Source organism: Rhodoferax sp. U11-2br (genome assembly GCF_018619435.1).
GTDB lineage: Bacteria > Pseudomonadota > Gammaproteobacteria > Burkholderiales > Burkholderiaceae_C > Rhodoferax.
The window spans coordinates 109,309-128,992 of record NZ_JAHFZF010000002.1 but is presented as its reverse complement, the minus strand read 5'-3'; the positions used below and the strand labels follow the sequence as shown (position 1 = coordinate 128,992).

The 19,684-nt window shown below is 61.9% G+C and carries 17 protein-coding genes and 1 pseudogene; 9 read left to right on the top strand and 9 right to left on the bottom strand.

Annotation, left to right across the window (positions count from 1 at the left end; translation table 11 throughout):
* The first annotated feature begins 20 nt into the window (after positions 1–20).
* Entirely contained in the window at positions 21–1,445 is a 1,425-nt protein-coding gene (locus KKO72_RS01895) for an FAD-binding oxidoreductase (protein WP_214934911.1), read from the top strand.
* 57 nt (positions 1,446–1,502) lie between these two features.
* On the opposite strand, the gene KKO72_RS01890 is transcribed toward KKO72_RS01895, so the two are convergent.
* A complete protein-coding gene (locus KKO72_RS01890) occupies positions 1,503–1,979 on the bottom strand; it encodes a hypothetical protein (protein ID WP_214934909.1) in 477 nt (158 codons plus the stop codon).
* 133 nt (positions 1,980–2,112) lie between these two features.
* Between KKO72_RS01890 and KKO72_RS01885 the strand changes: the two genes are divergently transcribed.
* The 3 genes from KKO72_RS01885 to KKO72_RS01875 all read left to right on the top strand — a co-directional run bounded on the left by KKO72_RS01885 (position 2,113) and on the right by KKO72_RS01875 (position 6,860).
* Complete coding sequence (locus tag KKO72_RS01885; RefSeq protein ID WP_214934907.1) at positions 2,113–2,508, top strand: glutathione S-transferase N-terminal domain-containing protein; 396 nt, start codon at positions 2,113–2,115, stop codon at positions 2,506–2,508.
* Between the two features lie 69 nt (positions 2,509–2,577).
* Complete coding sequence (locus KKO72_RS01880) at positions 2,578–3,339, top strand: sulfite exporter TauE/SafE family protein (protein WP_214934905.1); 762 nt, start codon at positions 2,578–2,580, stop codon at positions 3,337–3,339.
* Positions 3,339–6,860, top strand: a complete 3,522-nt coding sequence (locus KKO72_RS01875) for a bacteriohemerythrin (RefSeq protein ID WP_214934904.1) — start codon at positions 3,339–3,341, stop codon at positions 6,858–6,860. The genes KKO72_RS01880 and KKO72_RS01875 overlap by 1 nt, the downstream gene beginning before the upstream one ends.
* A gap of 134 nt (positions 6,861–6,994) precedes the next feature.
* Here KKO72_RS01875 and mtnA read toward each other — a convergent pair whose 3' ends face one another.
* Genes mtnA through KKO72_RS01860 form a run of 3 tightly spaced genes read right to left on the bottom strand, consistent with a single transcriptional unit; the run spans position 6,995 to position 11,433 of the window.
* Entirely contained in the window at positions 6,995–8,086 is a 1,092-nt protein-coding gene (gene mtnA, locus KKO72_RS01870) for an S-methyl-5-thioribose-1-phosphate isomerase (protein WP_214934902.1), read from the bottom strand.
* A 17-nt stretch (positions 8,087–8,103) separates the two neighbouring features.
* Positions 8,104–9,342, bottom strand: a complete 1,239-nt coding sequence (mtnK, locus tag KKO72_RS01865) for an S-methyl-5-thioribose kinase (protein ID WP_214934900.1) — start codon at positions 9,340–9,342, stop codon at positions 8,104–8,106.
* A 21-nt stretch (positions 9,343–9,363) separates the two neighbouring features.
* A complete protein-coding gene (locus KKO72_RS01860; protein ID WP_214934898.1) occupies positions 9,364–11,433 on the bottom strand; it encodes a bifunctional aldolase/short-chain dehydrogenase in 2,070 nt (689 codons plus the stop codon).
* Between the two features lie 148 nt (positions 11,434–11,581).
* On the opposite strand from KKO72_RS01860, the gene KKO72_RS01855 reads away from it, so the two are divergent.
* Positions 11,582–12,574 carry a sugar-binding transcriptional regulator gene (locus tag KKO72_RS01855; RefSeq protein ID WP_214934897.1) on the top strand — a complete coding sequence of 331 codons (993 nt, stop codon included), beginning with the start codon at positions 11,582–11,584 and terminating at the stop codon, positions 12,572–12,574.
* Between the two features lie 114 nt (positions 12,575–12,688).
* Here the strand turns inward: KKO72_RS01855 and nhaR are convergent, their stop codons facing one another.
* The gene (nhaR, locus tag KKO72_RS01850) at positions 12,689–13,603 is read right to left on the bottom strand and encodes a transcriptional activator NhaR (RefSeq protein ID WP_214934895.1); all 915 of its coding nucleotides are present in this window, start codon (positions 13,601–13,603) and stop codon (positions 12,689–12,691) included.
* A gap of 177 nt (positions 13,604–13,780) precedes the next feature.
* Between nhaR and KKO72_RS01845 the strand changes: the two are divergent.
* The 4 genes and pseudogenes from KKO72_RS01845 to KKO72_RS01830 form a co-directional block, all read left to right on the top strand.
* Positions 13,781–14,449: pseudogene (locus KKO72_RS01845) on the top strand (TerC family protein); the annotation flags it as partial.
* A 93-nt stretch (positions 14,450–14,542) separates the two neighbouring features.
* Positions 14,543–15,052 (top strand): universal stress protein, encoded by a 510-nt coding sequence (locus tag KKO72_RS01840; protein ID WP_214935128.1) that lies wholly within the window; start codon positions 14,543–14,545, stop codon positions 15,050–15,052.
* A gap of 224 nt (positions 15,053–15,276) precedes the next feature.
* Entirely contained in the window at positions 15,277–15,969 is a 693-nt protein-coding gene (locus tag KKO72_RS01835; protein WP_214934893.1) for a YjbE family putative metal transport protein, read from the top strand.
* Between the two features lie 55 nt (positions 15,970–16,024).
* Positions 16,025–16,453, top strand: a complete 429-nt coding sequence (locus KKO72_RS01830) for a universal stress protein (protein WP_214934891.1) — start codon at positions 16,025–16,027, stop codon at positions 16,451–16,453.
* Here KKO72_RS01830 and KKO72_RS01825 read toward each other — a convergent pair.
* The 4 genes from KKO72_RS01825 to KKO72_RS01810 are packed head-to-tail and all read right to left on the bottom strand — an operon-like array spanning position 16,446 to position 19,615.
* The gene (locus tag KKO72_RS01825; protein ID WP_214934889.1) at positions 16,446–17,180 is read right to left on the bottom strand and encodes a trans-aconitate 2-methyltransferase; all 735 of its coding nucleotides are present in this window, start codon (positions 17,178–17,180) and stop codon (positions 16,446–16,448) included. The genes KKO72_RS01830 and KKO72_RS01825 overlap by 8 nt on opposite strands.
* Before the next feature lie 59 nt (positions 17,181–17,239).
* Positions 17,240–18,220, bottom strand: a complete 981-nt coding sequence (locus KKO72_RS01820) for a ParB/RepB/Spo0J family partition protein (RefSeq protein WP_214934887.1) — start codon at positions 18,218–18,220, stop codon at positions 17,240–17,242.
* A gap of 12 nt (positions 18,221–18,232) precedes the next feature.
* Positions 18,233–18,772: an alpha/beta hydrolase gene (locus tag KKO72_RS01815; RefSeq protein ID WP_214935126.1), complete on the bottom strand. Its 540-nt coding sequence runs from the start codon at positions 18,770–18,772 to the stop codon at positions 18,233–18,235.
* Between the two features lie 57 nt (positions 18,773–18,829).
* Positions 18,830–19,615 (bottom strand): ParA family protein, encoded by a 786-nt coding sequence (locus tag KKO72_RS01810; protein WP_214934885.1) that lies wholly within the window; start codon positions 19,613–19,615, stop codon positions 18,830–18,832.
* Positions 19,616–19,684: the final 69 nt, after the last annotated feature.

Genomic DNA, 19,684 nt, shown 5'->3' with positions numbered 1-19,684 from the left:
CCCTCCACCACGGAGACCCCATGAACGCATCCCTGACGAGCGACCACCTGCGCCCTGTTGTCCAAACCCGACCGGTACCCGGCGCCTTGATCGAAGCCCTGTCCCAGCGCTTTGGCCAACAGCTGTCACTGGCCCAGGTGGTGCGTGAACAGCACGGGCGCGACGAATCCTCTTTCAGCGTGCCACCGCCCGACGCGGTGGTGTTTGCCGAATCGGCCCAGGATGTGTGTGACGCGGTGAAGCTGGCCGCGCAATACAAGGTGCCGGTGATCCCGTTTGGCGCAGGCTCGTCGGTCGAGGGGCATCTGCTGGCGGTGCAGGGTGGCATCAGCATTGATGTGGGCCGCATGAACCAGGTGCTGGCCATCCACGCTGAGGACCTGACGGTGACGGTGCAACCCGGCGTGACGCGCAAGGCGCTGAACGAGGCCGTCAAATCCACCGGCCTGTTTTTCCCGATTGACCCCGGTGCCGACGCCAGCATCGGCGGCATGTGTGCCACCCGCGCCAGCGGCACCAACGCCGTGCGTTACGGCACCATGCGTGAGAACGTGCTGGCGCTCGACGTGGTCACCGCCAGTGGCGAGTTGATCCACACCGGCACCCGCGCCAAAAAAAGCAGCGCCGGTTACGACCTGACACGCCTGATGGTGGGCAGCGAGGGCACGCTGGGCATCCTGACCGAGATCACCCTCAAGCTCTACCCGCTGCCCGAAGCGGTGATGGCCGCCACCTGCAGCTTTGCTAGCCTGGCCGAGGCCGTCAATGCCACCATCCAGATCATCCAGATGGGGGTGCCGATTGCGCGTTGTGAGCTGCTCGATGCCGTCACCGTGCGCATGGTCAACACCCATTCCAAACTGAGCCTGCCCGAGAGTGCCTTGCTGCTGATGGAGTTCCACGGCTCACCGGCCGGGGTGCAGGAGCAGGTGGAAACCGTACAGGCGATTGCCGCCGAGTTTGGTGGCGACACCTTTGAATGGGCACACACGCCCGAAGAACGCACCCGGCTCTGGACCGCGCGGCACAACGCCTACTTTGCCGGGGTGCAGTCGCGTCCGGGCTGCAAAGTCATCTCGACCGACGCCTGTGTGCCGATCTCGCGGTTGGCCGACGCCTTGCTGGACTCGGTGCTGGAGACGCAGGCCAGCGGCATCACGTACTTCATGGTTGGCCACGTCGGTGATGGCAACTTCCACATGGGCTACCTGATCGACCCCAACAGCCCCGAGGAGCGGGCCACGGCTGAGCAGCTTAACCACCAACTGGTGCGCAGGGCGCTGGCCCTGGGTGGCACCTGCACCGGTGAACACGGTGTGGGCCTGCACAAGATGGGTTTTCTGGTGGAAGAGGCTGGCGCAGGCGCGGTGGCCATGATGCGCGCCATCAAAACCGCACTGGACCCGGACAACATCCTGAACCCGGGGAAGATTTTTGAACTATAGTTTTAAGAGCTATCAGCCCTTTGATCAAAAGGGCTAGAGGCCCATTTTCCCGTATTTTCAGAGTAACAACTCAGCCTCCTGCTCTGGCGTGGCACGGTCCAGCAGCAGATTGACCAGCATCACCGCAGCGGCCGAGCTCAGCAGCACCGGTGAGCCACTGAGCCACTGGGCCAGGCTGTGCAAGGCCTGGCCGCTGACCTGTTGCACAAAACTGGCCAGCTCCACCACATCGTCCACCTGCACCTCGTCGAGCCGGGTCGACCAGCCCGACAGTCCACCCTGCAGCCGCAGTTTGGCAAACACCCCGTTGGCCACCGCCAGCAAGGACAAAATACCCAGCGGCTGCATCAGCTGGCGAACCAATACAGAACGCTCCTCAGGGGCAGCACTTTGGTACACCTTGCCCACCAGTTTGGAGAGCATGCCCGATTGCACCGCAGGTGCGGCTTGGGTGTAGACCTCGACCAGCAGCTGGTCCGTCGGTATCTCGGGGGCTTGCGGCAAAAGGCCAGCGGTAGGGGATGGCGCAGTCATGGCGTGGCTCCTTGGGTGATCTGTGGCCAGTTTAGGCAGCGTTTGTAAGCAGCGGTTAGCGCCGTGTAAAGACCAGGTAAAGCCCGACCCGGGCGCGTGCCGTATGATCAAACGACAGCCACCTCTTTGTTTGATGAAACCTCTGATCCGACTCTTTTTCCGCAGCCTGCGCATTGCCCTGGGCCCTTTCATGCTGCTGTGGGAGCGGCTCAGCCGCCCCCAAGCTGTACAACGCGTCCCCGCACAACAGGCGCAGGTAGACCAGGACTGCCGCAGCTTGGTGCTCTACCAGTTCAAGACCTGCCCGTTTTGCCTCAAGGTGCGTCAGGAGATGCACCGGTTGGCGCTGCCCATCGAGAAGCGTGACGCCCAGCATGACGCCCGTCACAAAGCCGAGCTGGTGCAAGGTAGCGGGCGCGACCAGGTGCCCTGCCTGCAGGTCACCGATGCCAAAGGCCAGGTGCAGTGGATCCAGGACTCAGCCGTCATCATCGGCTACCTGAACCAGCGCTTTGCGGTACCCGCCTGAGTGATCAACTTGCGCTGAAACCCCCAAACCACGCACAAAAAGGGTGCCCAAGCGGGTGACAATGGCGGGATGTTGTTGGACGTCTGGACCATTCCCCTGCTACTGGCTGGCGCTGCGTTTGCGGCCGGTGTGCTCAACGCCGTGGCCGGGGGTGGCAGCTTCCTGACCCTGCCCGCGCTGGTGTTTGCGGGGGTGCCGCCGATCATGGCCAACGCCACCAGTGCACTCGCGGTAAGCCCGGGTTACCTCGGCAGCACCCTGGGTTTCCGGGACGAACTGCGCCGTGTGCCACCACGGCGCCTGCAGCGTGAAATGGCCATTGCGGCGCTGGGTGGTGTGGCCGGTGCCTGTTTGCTGCTGGTGACACCGGCCAAAGTGTTCTCGGTGATCGTGCCCTGGCTGCTGTTGTTCGCCACCGCGCTGTTTGCTGCGGGGCCGAGCCTGGCGCGGCGGGCCCAGCGCAGCACCCTTGACCTGGACCGCTGGCGCGAGCCCGGTCTGCTGCTGGTGGCCATTTACGGGGGTTATTTCAACGGTGGCCTGGGTATTTTGCTGATGGCCTTGTACGCCGTCACCGGTGAGTCCCACATCCACACCGCCAATGCGCTCAAAAACCTGAATTCGCTGGTGTTGTCCTGGTTGTCGGTGGCGGCCTTTGTGCTGGCCGGTGCGATTGCCTGGCGCGAAGGCCTGCTGATGATGGTGGCCGCCACGGTGGGCGGTTTTCTCGGGGCGCGCTGGGCCAGACGCTTGCCAGCGCAGGCGGTACGTTGGGGTGTGATCGTGACCGGTCTGGTGATGAGCCTGGTCTTTTTCACCCGCAACAGCTGATGCTGAACCAGACGATGTTTGAGATCTTCCCCTGGAACAGACACCTGGAAACAGGCATTGCCCTGATCGATGAGCAGCATCAGGTGCTGGTGCGGCTGATCAACCGGCTGGCCCAGCAACATATCCAAGGCGCCAGCGCAGTTGACCTCAACACCAGCCTGGCGGAACTGACCGACTACGCCGACAGCCATTTCCGCACCGAAGAAGGCATCTGGCGGACCACGCTTGCAGGCCATGCCGCCTTGGACGAGCATGTGCGCGAACACCAGCGTTTTGTGGCCCAGGTGGTGAAGCTGCAGGCTGCCCAGACGCCCTTGCCCGAGCTGATGGACGAGCTGTTTGCCTACCTGACCGAGTGGCTGGCAGTGCATATTCTGGAACACGACAAACACCTGGCGCAGGTGGTGCTCGGCGTCACAAACGGGCTCAGCCTGGCGCAGGCACACCAGCAGGCGCGAGCCACGAAGTCCGGGGCCACACCGGTGCTGTTGCAGGGTGTGTTGGCGATGTACCGCACGGTGTCGGCCCAGGCCTTGTCACTGATGCAGGAAAAAGTGGCCCGCCAACAGCTTGAGGGTGCGCTGAGCAGCAGCCAGCAACGCTGGCGGTATTTGCTCAACGGTCCGGCCGGGCGGGCCCAGGGGTCCATGTCGCCGCTGGAGCAGACCCTGCGCAGCGTGATCGACCATGCCCCCACCGGGCTGGTGGTAGCCGATGCCGTGACCCGCCGTTTTGTGTTTGCCAACGCCTGGTTTTGCCAGCTGCTGGGTTACCCGCTGGAGGAACTGCTGAGCTTGGATCTGGCTGACATCCATCCTGCCGAGACCTTACCGGAGATAGACGCCGACTTTGAGGCAATGCGGCAAGGCATCACCAAAGCCCCACGCGTGATCACCACGCAGCGCAAGGACGGCAGCCGCTTCATGGCCGAAATCGAGCGCCTGCCGATGACCCTGGCCGGGCGCAGCAGCATCCTGGCCATCTTCACCGATGTGACCGACCGGCATCGGGCCGAGTTGGCACTCACCGCCAGCGAAACCCATTTGCAGACCCTGGTGGACACCCTGCCCGATCAGGTCTGGCTCAAGGACGCATCCGGGGTCTACCTGTCGTGCAACCCGGCGTTTGAACGTTTTCTGGGCCTGCCCAAAAGCGCCATCATCGGCAAAACCGACCACCATCTGCTGCCCAAAGAACTCGCCGATATCTTCTGCGCCCATGACCTGGTGGCCAGCGCAGCGCTGCAGCCCCTGGTCTACGAGGAATGGGTGAACCAACCCGGCAACGGCCAGCGTGCCTTGATGGAGACCACCAAGGTGCCGCTGCGCGACACCGACGGCCAGCTGCGTGGGGTCTTGGGCGTGGCCCACGACATCACCGAACGCCAGACCATCACCGCCGCCCTGGAAGCCGAACGCCTGCAGCTGCAAAACGCGGTGGACGCCGCCCAGGCAGGCACCTGGGAATGGGACCTGCGCACCGATGTCATCCGCTTCAACGAACGCAGCTCGGCCATGCTCGGTTACCCCGGACTCAAACACCGGCAGGGCCCGTACGGCTTGTACATCTCGTGGATCCATCCGGACGACAAAACGCGCCAGCAACGCCTGATGGCCCAACACCTGAGCGGCGAGTCCCCCAGCTACGAGCTGGAGTTGCGCATGTGCCACAAAGACGGCCACTGGGTCTGGTGCCGCACCCTGGGACGGGTAATGCAGCGCGACGAGGCCGGCCAGCCGCTGCTGCTGTCGGGCATCACCATCGACATCAGTGAACAAAAGAACCACCGCGAACAGATCGACTACATCACCCACCACGACGCGCTGACCGGCCTGCCCAACCGCAAGCTGTTTGTAGAACTGCTGGCCGCCAGCATGGCCGAACACAACACACCACAGCAGTTGGCCGTGGCCTACATCGATCTGGACAACTTTGCCGCGCTGAACCTGTCTTATGGGCCCGAAATTGGCAACCAGCTGATCCTGGCGGTGAGCCACCGGCTCTCGAGCATCTTGCAAAGCCAGCAGCTGTTGGCCCACATTGGTGGTGATGAGTTCGCGGTGATGTTCAGCCATCTGGCGCAGCCCGAAGATTGCCTGCGCCTGGTGGACCAGCTGCTGGTCGTGCTGGCGCAGCCGATGCAGGTGGCAGACCAGGTGCAGACACTGTCCCTGACCGCCAGCATCGGCATCGCCCAGCTGAGCCCGAGTGACCAGATCGATGCCGAGCAGCTGCTGCGCCAAGCCAGCCAGGCGATGTACCTGGCCAAACAGGCCGGCAAAAACCGCTATCACCACTTTGACCCGGTCAAGGACGAGATCACCCGCACCCGCCTGACCCGCATCGACGAGGTCGGCCAAGCCCTGTTGCGCCGCGAGTTTGTGTTGTTTTACCAGCCCAAAGTGCGCCTGCAAACGGGTGAGGTGGTCGGTTTTGAGGCCCTGATCCGCTGGCAGCACCCCGAGCTGGGTTTGCTGCCGCCCTACGCCTTCATCGGCCTGCTAGAGCAGCACCCGATGGCGGTGAAACTGGGCGACTGGGTGATCGAAACCGCGCTGGCGCAGCTGGCAAGCTGGCAAGCCCAGGGCATCCACACCGCAGTCAGTGTCAACATCGACGCCCAGCAGCTGCTGGATCCCGAATTTGCCGACCGGCTGCAGTGGCAGCTGGACCAACAACCCAGCCTCCAGCCCCAGCAGCTGGAACTGGAGATTCTGGAAACCGGCGCTTTAGGCAACATCACCCAGGTCTCGACGCTGATCGCCCGACTTCAAGGCATGGGGCTGTCGTGTGCGCTGGACGACTTTGGCACCGGTTATTCCTCGCTGACCTTTCTGAAACAACTGACCGCACACACCCTGAAGATTGACCAGAGTTTTGTGCGCGGCATGCTCGACGATGTGGAGGACGCCTCCATCGTCAACAGCGTGCTTGGGCTAGCACGCAACTTTGACCGCATTGCCCTGGCCGAAGGCGTGGAAACCGTGGCCCATGGTTGTGCACTGATCGAGTTTGGCTGCGAATTTGGCCAAGGTTATGCGATTGCCAAACCGATGCCCGCCGCCCAGGTGCCAGGCTGGCTGGCGCAGTGGTCTGTGCCCATCAGCTGGGCCGAGTCCGAGTCGGTGGGCTCACGCGGCATCGCGATGCTGCTGGCCGAAACCGAACACCGCGCCTGGTTCAAGGAAGTGATGAGTCTGGCCACCCGTTCACAACGTCCGGCACCGGTGGTGGATGGCCCGTGCTGCCGATTCTCGGTCTGGCTGAACAAACCTAGCACCCGCCTCAAGCTCGAACAGTACCCGGGTTTTGCCCGTCTGGAGGCCTTGCACCAGACCCTGCACGAACGCTCCGACGCCCTCTACGAGCAGCGCAGCGAGCGCAACGCCCAGCAGACCGCACAGAAACTGGCCGAGATGGCCGATCTGAGCCAGCTCTTGCTGACCGAACTGCGGCAGCTGCGCCAGTTGCACAAGCTCTCACCCGACACCGGTGAACCCAGCTTCACATTCAGAACCTAGGCCACAGGGTGATGGATGAACACTCACCCAGTCTCAACATACAGCCCCGAAATACTCTGGTATTTGTAGCTTCAAGCCCTTTTAATACAAGGGCATGAAGCCATTTTGATACACCATCAGCCCGACCCTGACGCTCAGCCCGCGGGTGCAAACAGCGCTTGGATCGCCTGCGGATGTGCCGCACACAGGCCACGCTCGGTGATGAGTGCGGTGACCAGGCGCGCGGGTGTCACATCAAAGCCGGGGTTGGTGCTGGTGGCGGTGTTGCTCGGGCAGATGCGCACCGTGCTGAGGTAACCGTCGGCATGCCAGCCCGACAGGTGCGAGATTTCCTCACCCTCGCGGTTCTCGATCGGGATCTCGCGCAAACCGTCGTGCACCGTCAGGTCCAGTGTCGAGGACGGCATGGCCACATAAAACGGCACCTGGTTGTCAAACGCGGCCAGCGCTTTCAGATAGGTGCCGATCTTGTTGCACACGTCCCCTCGGGCGGTGACGCGGTCGGTGCCCACAATACACATGTCCACCAAGCCGTGCTGCATCAGGTGACCCCCAGCGTTGTCGACAATCAGGGTGTGCGGCACACCGTGCTGGCCCAGCTCCCAGGCGGTGAGGGACGCGCCCTGGTTGCGCGGTCGGGTTTCGTCGACCCAGACATGCACATCGATGCCTTCGTTGAAAGCCTGGTAAATCGGTGAGGTGGCGGTGCCCCAGTCCACCGTGGCCAGCCAGCCCGCATTGCAGTGGGTCAGGATGTTGATGCGCTGGCCCGGGCGCTGTTGTGCCAGGGTGCGGATCAAGGCCAGCCCATGTTGCCCCAGCTGCTGGTTGATGGCCACGTCTTCGTCGGCCATCTGGGCCGCCAGGGCATAGGCGGCGTCTGCGCGTTGCTCACGCGGCAGCGGCAACAAACCCGTCAGCATGCGGCTCAGGGCCCAACGCAGGTTGACGGCGGTAGGCCGGGTGGCCAGCAAGGTTTTTTTGGCACTGAACAGCCCCGCATCACTGCTGTCCTGGCGCATGGCCACCGCCATGCCATACGCGGCCACCACCCCAATCAGCGGGGCACCACGAATCCACATCTCGCGGATCGCTTGTTCGACGTCCGCCACCTCACGCAGGCAGGCGGTTTTGAGTTCGTGTGGCAAAAAACGCTGGTCAATCACACCCACACTGTGGTCGGGGTTGAGCCAAACCGTGCGCCAGGCTTGTCCTTGTACTTTCATGGAAAAGATCGTCGTGTCTATCGGGCCAGGTCCAACACCTGGTTCATGTCAATGATATGGTGGCGCTGCAGCAGCAGCGCCTCGCCCAGGCGCAGGCAGCGCAACTCGATGGCTGCCCGGGCCTGGGCGTCGGGAATGCTGGCAACCTCGGCCACCTTGGCCAGGCCCAGGGTGCGGCGGATCAGTTCGCAACCGGCAAAACCCAGTGTGTCGCTGAAGATCTGCCGCATCACACTGGTGCGAAACCACGCTAGGCTGTCCGCATCACGCGCATCCCCCATGAAACTCTGGGTCGTGGGCGCCTCATGCGCAACCCACAAGGCCAGGAACTTGTCCGAGAAACCACACCAGATGCTGGATGCCTGTGCCAGCAGCCAGTCCTGGTAGGGCGCGGGGTCTTCCCCGGCCTGCGGGCGTTGCCAGTCCTGTGCGTAGTAGGCGGTGAAGAAGTTGGCCAGCAACAGGCCCACGTCAAAACCGAAAGGGCCATAACAGGCAAATTCGGGGTCGATCACATAGGTGTCGGTCTGGTTCACCATAACCGAGCCGGTGTGCAAGTCGCCATGCAACAAGGTTTCGGCCTGGTTCATGAAGGCCCACTTCATCTGCGCGGCAGCCACCCTGAGCGCCGGGTTGTTGTGCAGCCGCTCAATCTCGGTGCGTGGCAGCGCCGGGCTGTAGGCGTTGCTGGCGTGGTCTTCAAAAGGGCAGGTGAACACCAGGTCTTCGGTGATTTTGCTCAGCTCGCTGTTGGTGGTGGCCGCCGCCGCCTGTTTTTTGGCCGCAGCACTCAGGAACAGGTCCGAGCCATGGAACAGCGTCTGCGCCAAGTAGGTGGACAGGTGCTCCGCGAGCTTCGGGTAGCGCAGGCCCTGGATCAGACCCTTGCGCAGAATCAGGTGATCACTCAGGCGCTGCATGATGATCAGCGACTGCTCACTGTCAAAGTGCAGCACCTGGGGCACATGCTGTGGGCACAAGGCGCCAAACTGCCGCAGGGCATGCGCCTCGCGGTCAGAACGGTGCCGGGTGAGTGGCCAGGACTCTCCCACCAGGCGCATGTAGGGCAAGGCCTGTTTGACCACCAGGCTGTTGCCGGGCTGGGCCAGGCTGCTCACAAAATAGACGTAGTTCAGGTTGCCGTCACCGACCTCGACGATGTCCAGCGCGTCCATGTCGCCCAACAAGGCGGTGACGGACGGCACGGTGCGCAGGTAATTCGCCAGGGTGCTTGTGTTGAGGGTCTTGAAGTCCATGGTGTGTGGTGCCAGACGTTCTTATCGCAACATGGCCGCCACGTTGCCACCGTCCACCGTGATGATATTGCCGGTGGTTTTCTTCAACTGGACCGACAGCACAAACGCATCGGCCACGTCCTGTGCGGTGACTTCCTGGCCCAGCAGGTTGCCGCCCATGTAGTCCGCCTCACTCAGGCCACGTGCCTTGGCGCGGGCGGTGATGGTCTGGTCGTTGAGCAGGCCGGAGCGGATGCGGTCGGCATTCACCGCATTGACGCGGATGCCGTCCTTGCCATGCTCCAGTGCGTATTGCCGCACCAGGGCCAGCAAAGCCGCCTTGGAGGTGCCATAGGCACCAAAATCGGGGCCGGGGTTGACCGCCTGCTTGGACACATTGAACAACAACACACCGCCCAGGCGCTGCTTTTGCAGGATGCCCACCGCCGCTTGCGCCACCAGCTGGTGAGCAAAAAAGTTCACCTCAAAACTCTGGCGCAAGGCATCCACAGGCAGATTTAGCATGCCACCGCCCAACGCCACCCCCGCGTTGGAGACCAGAATGTCGACCCCGCCAAAACGCTGCACCACCGCCGCAAAGGCCAAGCGCACCGACTCGGCATCGGTCACATCACAGTGCAAGGCCAAGGCCCAGCGTCCGATGCTCTTGGCCACGGCCTGGGCGGCAGCACCATCCACATCCAGAAGCGCTACCTCCGCCCCTTGTGCGGCAAAAGCACGCGCGGTGGCGGCACCAATACCACTGCCGGCACCGGTGACCACCACCACCCGGCCTTGCAGTGGCTTGGCCGCCGTTTTGCCCAGTTTGGCTTGCTCCAGCGACCAGTATTCGAGGTCAAACGCATCGGCGGGCGACACCGGCTCGTAGCGACCACAGGCCTGCGCCTCGGTGACCACCTCCATCCACGAGGCCATCACATCGGCGTTCACCGCCGCCTCGGCCGCGGTTTTGCCCAGCGCCACCAGACCCAGCTGCGGGATGACAATGACACGCGGCAAAGGGTCCAGCTCTGTTTTGCTGCCGCCCACGCGGGTGTTGTGTTGCTCAAAATAAGCGTGGTAGTCGCTCACAAACGTGGCCAGCCGGGCCTGGGTGTCACGGACCCAGTCGTCCAGCTGGCCCGCCAACGGGGCCTGCAGCACCAGCGGGCGGTTTTTCATACGGATCACATGGTCCGGGGTGGCCACTCCGCGCTGGGCCACCTCGGTCTGCCCCAGCCCGTTGGCAAAGTCCAGCGCCAGGGCGTCGGCACGCAGGTCCAGCAGCCAGTGCTGCGGGGCATTGGCGGGCGCGATGTTGGCCAGCGCCGCGCGCAGGTGGGGCGCCACCTCGGCCAGGCTGGCCAATGGGTCCGACACCACGGCACCGACCGGTGCCGAAGTACCCCCGCGGCTGGCCTTGCGCGCGGCAATGAAGACCTCGGCGCGGCTCACAAAGTCGATCATGCGTTCGTAGGACTGGCGGGCGCTGTCGCCAAAACTGAACAGGCCGTGTTTGGCCAGCAGCAGACCTTTGGCGTCGGGGCGGGCCTCACAGGCACGGGCCACCACCTGGGCCAGTGCAAAACCCGGCATCACATACGGGATCCAGATCAGTTCGTCGCCGTAGATCTCGTGGCACAGGGCCTCACTGTCAGGCTGGTCGGCAATCACCAGCGCGGCCACTGCGTGGGTGTGGTCGATGAATGTGTAGGGCACATAGGCATGCAGCAACGCCTCCACCGAAGGTGTGGGTGCGCTGCTGTCGAGCAGGTTGGTGCGCAAGGCGTTGACCATGTCCTCGTCAGACAAACGATCAAGCTGGCGCAGTTGGTGCAGGCTGTCCATGCGCACCGCGGGGTGACCGGCAGGCTCGATGCTGGCCAGGTCCCAGCCGCTGCCCTTGACACACAGCACCCGCACCGGCTGACCCAGCACGTCTGTCATCGTCAGCTTGACCGAGGTGTTGCCACCGCCATGCAAGACCAGTTTGGGATTGGCACCCAACAAACGCGCCGAATAGGTGCGCAAGGCCAGGGCTGCCGGCACCTGGTCTGTGGCATATTTCGCAACATAGGCCGCCGCGTCGACATCACTCCACAAACTGTTCATACAAGCTTTCAAAAAACAAGTAACATAAGTCGCTGATTTTTAACAAATGTCTCAATGACATATGTTATCAGCCCATTTCATTTGTCCGAACTGACATCCGGACCCAGCCGATCTCCCCCTCACTGGTCGCGCCACAAAGGACCCCCACATGAGTACATCCAAAACGCCCAAACCAGCCCAAAGTGGCAAAGGGGTGGCCGGTACCAATGCCCCCAACCTGGACCCGCTGTTGTCGGCCGCGTGGCTGTATTACGAAGACCAGCTGACCCAAAGCGACATTGCCGAGGTGCTCGGTGTGTCGCGCGCCTCGGTCATCAATTACCTGCACGAAGCCCGCCGCCTGGGGGTGGTCAAGATCACCCTGGACAGCGAACACTACACCGCCATGCGGCTGGCCCAGCGCCTGAGCCAGCACTATGGGCTGGAGCGTTGTATCGTCATCCCCGACGACCAGGGCCGCCGCCCGGCCGAGGTACGCCTGGGTGAGGCCGGAGCGCAGCTGTTGTCCAGCCTGGTGAAAACCGGCGACATGCTGGGTGTCTCCTGGGGCCGCACGGTGCTGGCACTGTCGCAGGCAATCTCGCCGCAACGGGTGCCCGGGCTGTCGGTGATCCAGATCACCGGCAGCATGCTGGCCACCTTCGAGTTCTCACCCGAGTTGTGCACCTCCAACATCGCCGACCGTTTTGGCGCCCGCTGTATCAACCTGCATGCGCCTGCGCTGGTGTCGCGCGCCGAGATCCGCGAGTTGCTCTACAAAGAGCCTGCGTTGATCCCGCAGCTCGAACTGCTGCAAACCTGCACCAAGATCGTCTTCGGCCTGGGCCATGTGGGGCGCGACAGCACCATTTTTGCTTCAGGCGCGGTCACCCCCGACGCGATACAACCGTATCTGGCCCAAGGTGCGGTGGGAGTGATTGCCGGGCGATATTTCAATGCGGCAGGCCAACCCATCCTCGGGCCGCTGGATGAACGCATGATTGGCCTGACGCTTGATGAGATTGACCGCATCCCGATGCGCATCTGTGTCACCGGTGGTGTGGCCAAAGCTCCCGCCATCCGTGCGGCGCTGCAGGGCCGGCACGCCACCATGCTGGTCACCGACGAACGGGCGGCACAGGCCCTGGTGGACAGCTTGTAACCCCCGGAAACTGGTTAATTTCATCGATTAGTATAGCTACTGAGCCTTATTGGTAAAGGGCCAAGAGCCATTTTCTCTCGGATCTGCCAGGGTGCACCTGGCCGGAACATCAGCTCATGTGGCGCTTTGGGGAACCACACCAAACACGTCGTTGCGCGCCGCATCGCGGATGGCAACAACCGCTGGGTGGGTCAGCTTGCGCTCGGTGGTGATCGCAAACACCTGTTCGCTGATCGCGTCAATGACACCGAGCGCATCCACTGAAAACTGCCCGCTGATGTAGTCGGCAATCGCAGAGGGGCCCACAAAAAAGCCCACACCAGCTTGTCCAAATGCCTTGAGCAGCGCGCTGTCGTCGAACTCGCCCACAATGCGCGGGTGCAGACGCTGAGACTCCAGCCATTGTTCGAGCCTCGACCTGATCGCAGCATCTTCTCCGGGCATCAGAAACGGCGCGCCATTCAGGAACTCGGGAAAGGGTTTCTGCAGATGTTGGGTCAGCGCAGGTGCGCCAAACAGGGTCATGTGGCTTTCTCCCAAAATATGGTTGAACGCTCGCACCTTGAGATTGCTTGGCATGGGGCGGTCGGCGATCACCATGTCCAGGCGCTGGATGGCCAGCTCTGCCAGCAGGGCGTCAAGCCGACCTTCCCGACACACCAGACGCACGGGCTCAGACAGGTGCAGGGCCGGTTCAACCAGGTGGTAAGCGACCGATTTGGCTACCGAATCGGCAATACCTACCTTGAAGGCGGGCGGTGCAGGTTGCTCCTGCGCGGCGCCGAGCAACTCGTCGCCCAGCGCAAAAATTTCATCGGCGTAGTGAAAGATGCGCCGACCTGCTTCGGTCAGCTCCAGCCCGCGACCCACATGGCGGAACAGCGCCACACCCAGGCTTGCCTCAAACTCGCCCAGTTGCCCACTGATGGCCTGGGGTGTCAGGTGCAACTGCTCACTGGCCCGAACGATGGCGCCTGACTTGGCGACCGCCCAGAAGTAGCGCAGGTGTTTGTAGTTGAGGTTGCTCATGACCCAAAAGCATCCAAAAAACTGATGATAAATACAAAAATATCCGATTTGTCAGATTCTTTGTGGCCGCCTAGACTGTCCTTCCACAGAAACAGCAAGCGCGTTGAACCCCGTCATGCGGTGCCTTGCAACGGATTGGTTTGGCCAGACAACAGGCTGGCCTGGAAAGTGTGAGAAATGGACATCTTCAGCCTTGAATTTGCAACCGCCCTGCTCGCCATCGTGACAATTGATCTGGTCTTGGCCGGTGACAACGCCATTGTGATTGCACTGGCCGCGCGCAATGTGCCGCGTCACCTCCAGCGCAAGGCCATGGTCTTCGGGGCCGTGGGTGCGGTCATCATCCGCAGCCTGCTGACCTTGGTTGTGGTGTGGCTGCTGCAGTTTCCAGGGCTGCTATTCCTGGGCGGTGCGATGCTGGTCTGGATTGCCCACAAGTTGCTGATGCCTGAGCCCGACAAAGGGGATCTCAGCCACATCAAGGGGGCCTCAACCTTTTGGGCTGCGATCCGAACCATCGTGGTGGCCGACCTGGTCATGGGGATGGACAACGTGCTTGGTGTTGCCGGGGCCGCGCATGGAAGTTTTGCCCTGGTGATTCTCGGTTTGCTGATCAGCATCCCGATCCTGCTCTGGGGCAGCAGCATCCTGCTGACATACATTGAACGGCATCCCTCCCTGGTGTACGTCGGTGCGGGTGTGCTGGCGTTCACGGCGGCCAAGATGATGACCTCCGAGCCGATGCTCCAGGAGGCACTGTCGGCCTACCCGTTCACCGTGCCGCTGATCTACATCACCACCATGTTTGGGGTTTTGTGGACAGGGTTTGTGGCGAACCACCATCGCCTGGAATCTCGCATCAGCGCCAGATTGGCCTGTTGGAAGAAGAGCCGACTTGAACACTTGTCATCGTCAACCCACTGCGAAGGAGAAAGCGTCATGGAGAAGATCCTTGTTCCAGTAGATGGCTCCCACAACGCGCATCACGCCGCGCAGCATGTGATCAACGCATGTCGCAAGAACGGGGCGATGGACATCCATTTACTCAACGTCCAGCATCCGTTTTCCAAGAAGGTAGGCCGTTTTGTCAGCCACAAGATTCGCGACAGTTACCACCAGACGGAGTCGGAAAAGGCGCTGAAACCGATCTGCGAGCTGCTGGATGCGGCCAACGTGCGCTACAGCATCCACATGGAAGTGGGGCAAAAGGCCGACGTGATCACGGAAACGGCGAGGCGCCTGGGCTGTGATCTGATTGTGATGGCGACCTCCCGCAAAGACTCGCTCACACGCATGCTTGAAACATCCGTGACCAACCGTGTGGTGGAGTTGACCACGGTGCCGGTCGAATTGATCCCGGGTGATGCGGTGTCAACGGCAGAGCGTTTTGCCCTGCCAGCCGGTATCGCAGGTCTGATTGGTCTGACCCTGTTGGCAATGGCCGACTAGGTGCAAAAAACCGCTTCCTGCCTGCCATCGTCTGCCCTCGGCAGTTTCACGCCCAACTTTGTGGTTCAAAGGCGTGAGCCACCCGCGACCTCGGGACGCTCGGTTATGGTTCAGTCCGGCATTCAGGAAAATTTTCACGCGATTTTAAAAATTTGAAACAGCGTTTTATCCTGCGACAATAGGCGCCTATTTATGTTGGTAGGCTCAAACTTGGAGATAAGCAGATGGAATTGCTGCAAAGTGCGGATTTCTGGATCAACCTGATCAAAATCATTTGGATCAACATCATCCTGTCAGGTGACAACGCGGTGGTGATTGCCCTGGCGGCACGTGCCGTACCGGTGGAACAACAAAAGAAGGCGGTTCTGTTTGGTGCCGGGGCAGCGGTGGTCTTGCGTGTCCTGCTGACCGTGGTTGCGGTGCAGTTGCTGAAACTGCCCTACCTGCAAATTGTGGGTGGCTTGTTGTTGCTGTGGATCGGCCTGCAGTTGCTGGGTGACGATGAACACGGTGATGACGCCGTCAAGGCCAGCGGCAGTCTGATGACGGCGATCCGCACCATCCTGATTGCCGACATCGTGATGAGCCTGGACAACGTCATTGCGGTGGCCGCCGCTGCCCAGGGCAGCACCGCGCTGCTCATTATTGGTCTGGCCATCAGCATCCCGCTGGTGGTGTTTGGCAGCACGCTGATGATCAAGCTGATGGAACGTTTCCCGATCATCGTGACCCTGGGTGCCGCGCTGATTGGCTGGGTCGGTGGTGAAACCCTGGCCAGCGACGTGGCACTCAAAGGCCTGATGGAACACAACCATTGGCTGCATTACGCCGCTGCTGCGTGTGGTGCCGCGTTGGTGATCGGCATCGGACGTACCATGCAAAAACGCAAGGCTGCACAATCACTGGCGTCCACCTGAAACCGGGTGTCGTCGGCGTCACCTGCAGTCAAAGAACCCCTGAAGGAGACAAACCATGACCACTTCCCATCTGATCGCCGTCGATGGCTCAGAACCATCGACACGTGCGGTGAAACAGGCCATCGTGGATGCCACGAGCCTCAAAGAGTGCCCGCACATTTACCTGGTGAATGTGCAGCCCGCGCTGCCCTCAAACGTGACACGCTTCATCGATGACAAAACGGTCGATGATTTCCAGCGTGAAACTGGGGAGCAGGCGCTGGCACTGGCCAAGGCCAAACTGACCACCGCCGGCCTGGCTTTTTCTTCCCACATCCTGGTCGGTGAGGCAGCTCCCACCATTGTCGAATTCGCCCAGGAAAAACACTGCAGCCAGATCATCATGGGCGCCCATGGTTTTGGCAGCGTGGTGGGCCTGTTCATGGGCTCGGTCACCGTCAAGGTGGTACACCTCTCGCCGGTGCCGGTGCTGCTGGTCAAATAAACGGCTGCTTGTAGAGCCACACCGGGCGCCCGTCCGGCGCCCGCAAAAAGGCCTGGGGCTGCAAAGCCAGGGCCTCAAACTCCAGACTCACCAGCCAGGCGTCTGGCTTCAACTCGGCCAAAGCCTTGGTCACCGCACGCGGCATGCTCTCGGGCCGCTGGAACAGGTACACCAGGTCATAAGCTGACCAATCGGCCTGCCAGATGTCGCCCTGGCGCACACGGGCCCACGGACAGCGTAGCGCACACAGACCCCGTAGCGGCCAACTCCATTCAATGCCATGAAGCTGCGCCTGTGGGTAGGCCACACGCAGCGCCTTGAGGCCATCACCCAAACCACAACCCGCATCCAGAACCATAGCACCCTGCCCAAGAGGTGCATGGGCTGCAAGGTCTTTTAAGGCAAAAATCGGGGTTGGAAACAGCGGCGCGTCCCGCCAGGCGTTAAGGGGGTAAATCAACAACAGCAGCAGCAGCGGCAGCAACCAGGCCCAGGCTGGCAGGCTCACCGAGCCGGACACCAGCAGCAGCAGCGGGAAACCCAGGCCAATCATCAGGCGCCGCCACCAGCTGCTGCCCAGCAGGCTGGCGACCACGCCCAGACCACAGGCGCTGCCCAGGGCCAGCAAGGGGCTCAGGCCGCTGCGTAAAAGGCTTGTGAACAGCCCCCAGGCGGCCAGCCAGGTCAGGACCGCAGGCAGGGGCCAGAGGCGGGACAGGCGGCTCATGGCAACAGGGCTCCCGAATCACACATCGGCGTGGTCAAGCAAGCCAGCTGGTGCTCACATCACAGCTTCTGCAGTTTCTCGATCAGCCCATTGAGCTCGTCAAGCGAGCCAAAAGAGATGCTGAGTTCACCCATCTCTTCCATCCGCCCTGCCCGTTTGACACGTTTTTTCACACGCACTTCAACCTCGGCCATCAGCAGGTCGGACAGTTCTTCTTCCACGCGTTTTAAATCGCGTGACTTTTCTTTTTTGGGCTTGCTGGCCACCAGCGAGAACTCGGCGCCGAGTTTTTTGACCAGGCTTTCGGCCTCACGCACCGACATTTTTTTGGTGGCGATCTGGCTGGCAGCGGTGATCTGCATGGCCTTGTCCAGGCTCAACAAGGCGCGGGCGTGGCCCATCTCGACGTCACCGGCCATCAGCATGGTCTGCACCGGCTCGGCCAGGTTCAGCAGGCGCAGCAGGTTGCTGGCGGCGCTGCGTGAGCGGCCCACCGCCTGTGCCGCAGTTTCGTGCGTCAGGCCAAATTCCTTGATCAGGCGCTGCAACCCTTGCGCTTCTTCGAGCGGGTTGAGGTCTTCACGCTGCATGTTCTCGATCAGCGCCATGGCGGCGGCGGCTTCGTTCGGCACGTCGCGCACCAGCACCGGCACACTCTCCAGCCCAGCCAGTTTGGCGGCGCGGAACCGCCGCTCACCGGCAATGATCTCGTACACCGGGCGCCCGGCGCCGCCTTGCATGTCGGGCGCAATCTGGCTGCGTTTGAGCTGCGCATCGGCATCACTGAGGCGGCGCACCAGGATCGGCTGCATGATGCCTTGCGCCTTGATCGACTCGGCCAGCTCATACAACGCGCCTTCGTCCATGCGGGTGCGTGGCTGGTATTGGCCGGGCACCATGTCGCTGAGCAAGAGGGTGGACGGCTGACCACTGTTGGCAGCCGCCGAAGATACGCCGTCCGTGCCGAGCAGTTCGTCGACCGTTGGACCGAGCAAGGCTTCCAGCCCGCGTCCCAGGCCTTTGGGTTTTTTGGTGACCATGTGTGTCCCTTTTTAAATGTTTGTCAATTCTTGCAACAGGGCCTGCCCGGCCGACCAGGCACCCAGGCCGGATTCGGCATTGATGTGACCGCGTGCGCCAATGTTGACCAGGCGGGAACCCCAGGCCTTGGCAAACTGGGTGGACCGCTCTGGGCTGCAATACGGGTCGTCGCTGCTGGCCACCAGGGTGCTGGCAAATGGCAAGGTTTTCAGCACCAGCGGCGACCAGCTGCTCAGCACCGGGCGCAATTCTTCACACTCGGCATCACCAGGCGCCACCAGCAGCGCGGCCTTCACCAGCCGGGTGTGGCTGGAGTGCGCCGCCCACGCTGCCACCAACTGGCAGCCCAGGCTGTGCGCCACCAGCACGGCCGGGCCGTCGAGCGACAACAACACCTCTTCCAGGCGGCCCATCCAGTCACCCCGCAGCGGGCGCATCCAGTCGTGCTGCTCCACCCGGGTGTAGCCAAACTGGGCCTGCCACAGGCTTTGCCAGTGCGCTGGGCCAGAGTTCTGCCAACCTGGCAGGATGAGGATGTTCTCAGGTTTCATCATGTCTGTTTTGATAGCTGTTAGCCCAGGTTCTGATTGGGCTAACAGCCCATTTGCCTACATTTTTTTGATGCGTTGCACCATCTCGGTGGCGAAGCTCACAAAGGCCAAAGCACCCTTGCTCGACGGGTCGAACACCACACCGGGCACACCGTAGCTGGGTGCCTCGGCCAGACGCACATTGCGGGGAATCACGGTGTCAAACACCTTGTCTCCAAAACGCGCCTTGAGCTGGTCGCTCACCTGCTGCTGCAAGGTGATGCGCGGGTCAAACATCACACGCAACAGGCCGATGATGGCCAGGTCTTTGTTCAGGTTGGCATGCACCTGCTTGATGGTGTTGACCAGGTCGGCCAGGCCTTCGAGTGCAAAATATTCACACTGCATCGGCACAATCACCCCGTTGGCACAACACAGGCCGTTGAGGGTGAGCATCGACAGGCTCGGCGGACAGTCGATCAGCACAAAATCGTAATCGCCGTCAACCTCGGCCAGCGCGGTCTTCAGGCGTTTCTCGCGCCGCTCCAGGCTGACCATCTCGACCTCGGCCCCGGCCAGCTCCCGGTTGGCCGCCAGGATGTCATAACCACAACCCGCCTCGGCCAACTTGTCGCTTTGCACTCGCGCCTCACGCACCGAGGCGGACTCCAGCAGCACATCGTAGACACTGAGCGCGAGCTTGCGTTTGTCCACACCCGAGCCCATGGTGGCATTGCCCTGTGGGTCCAGGTCCACCATCAACACACGCTGGCCGACCTTGGCCAGACCTGCGGCCAGATTGACGGTGGTGGTGGTCTTGCCAACGCCACCCTTTTGGTTGGCAATGCAGAAGATTTTGGCCATAGAAACAAACTCAGGGTAAAAAGGAATCCAACAAGATCATGGTTTCACGTGAAACAGCGACGACCCAAA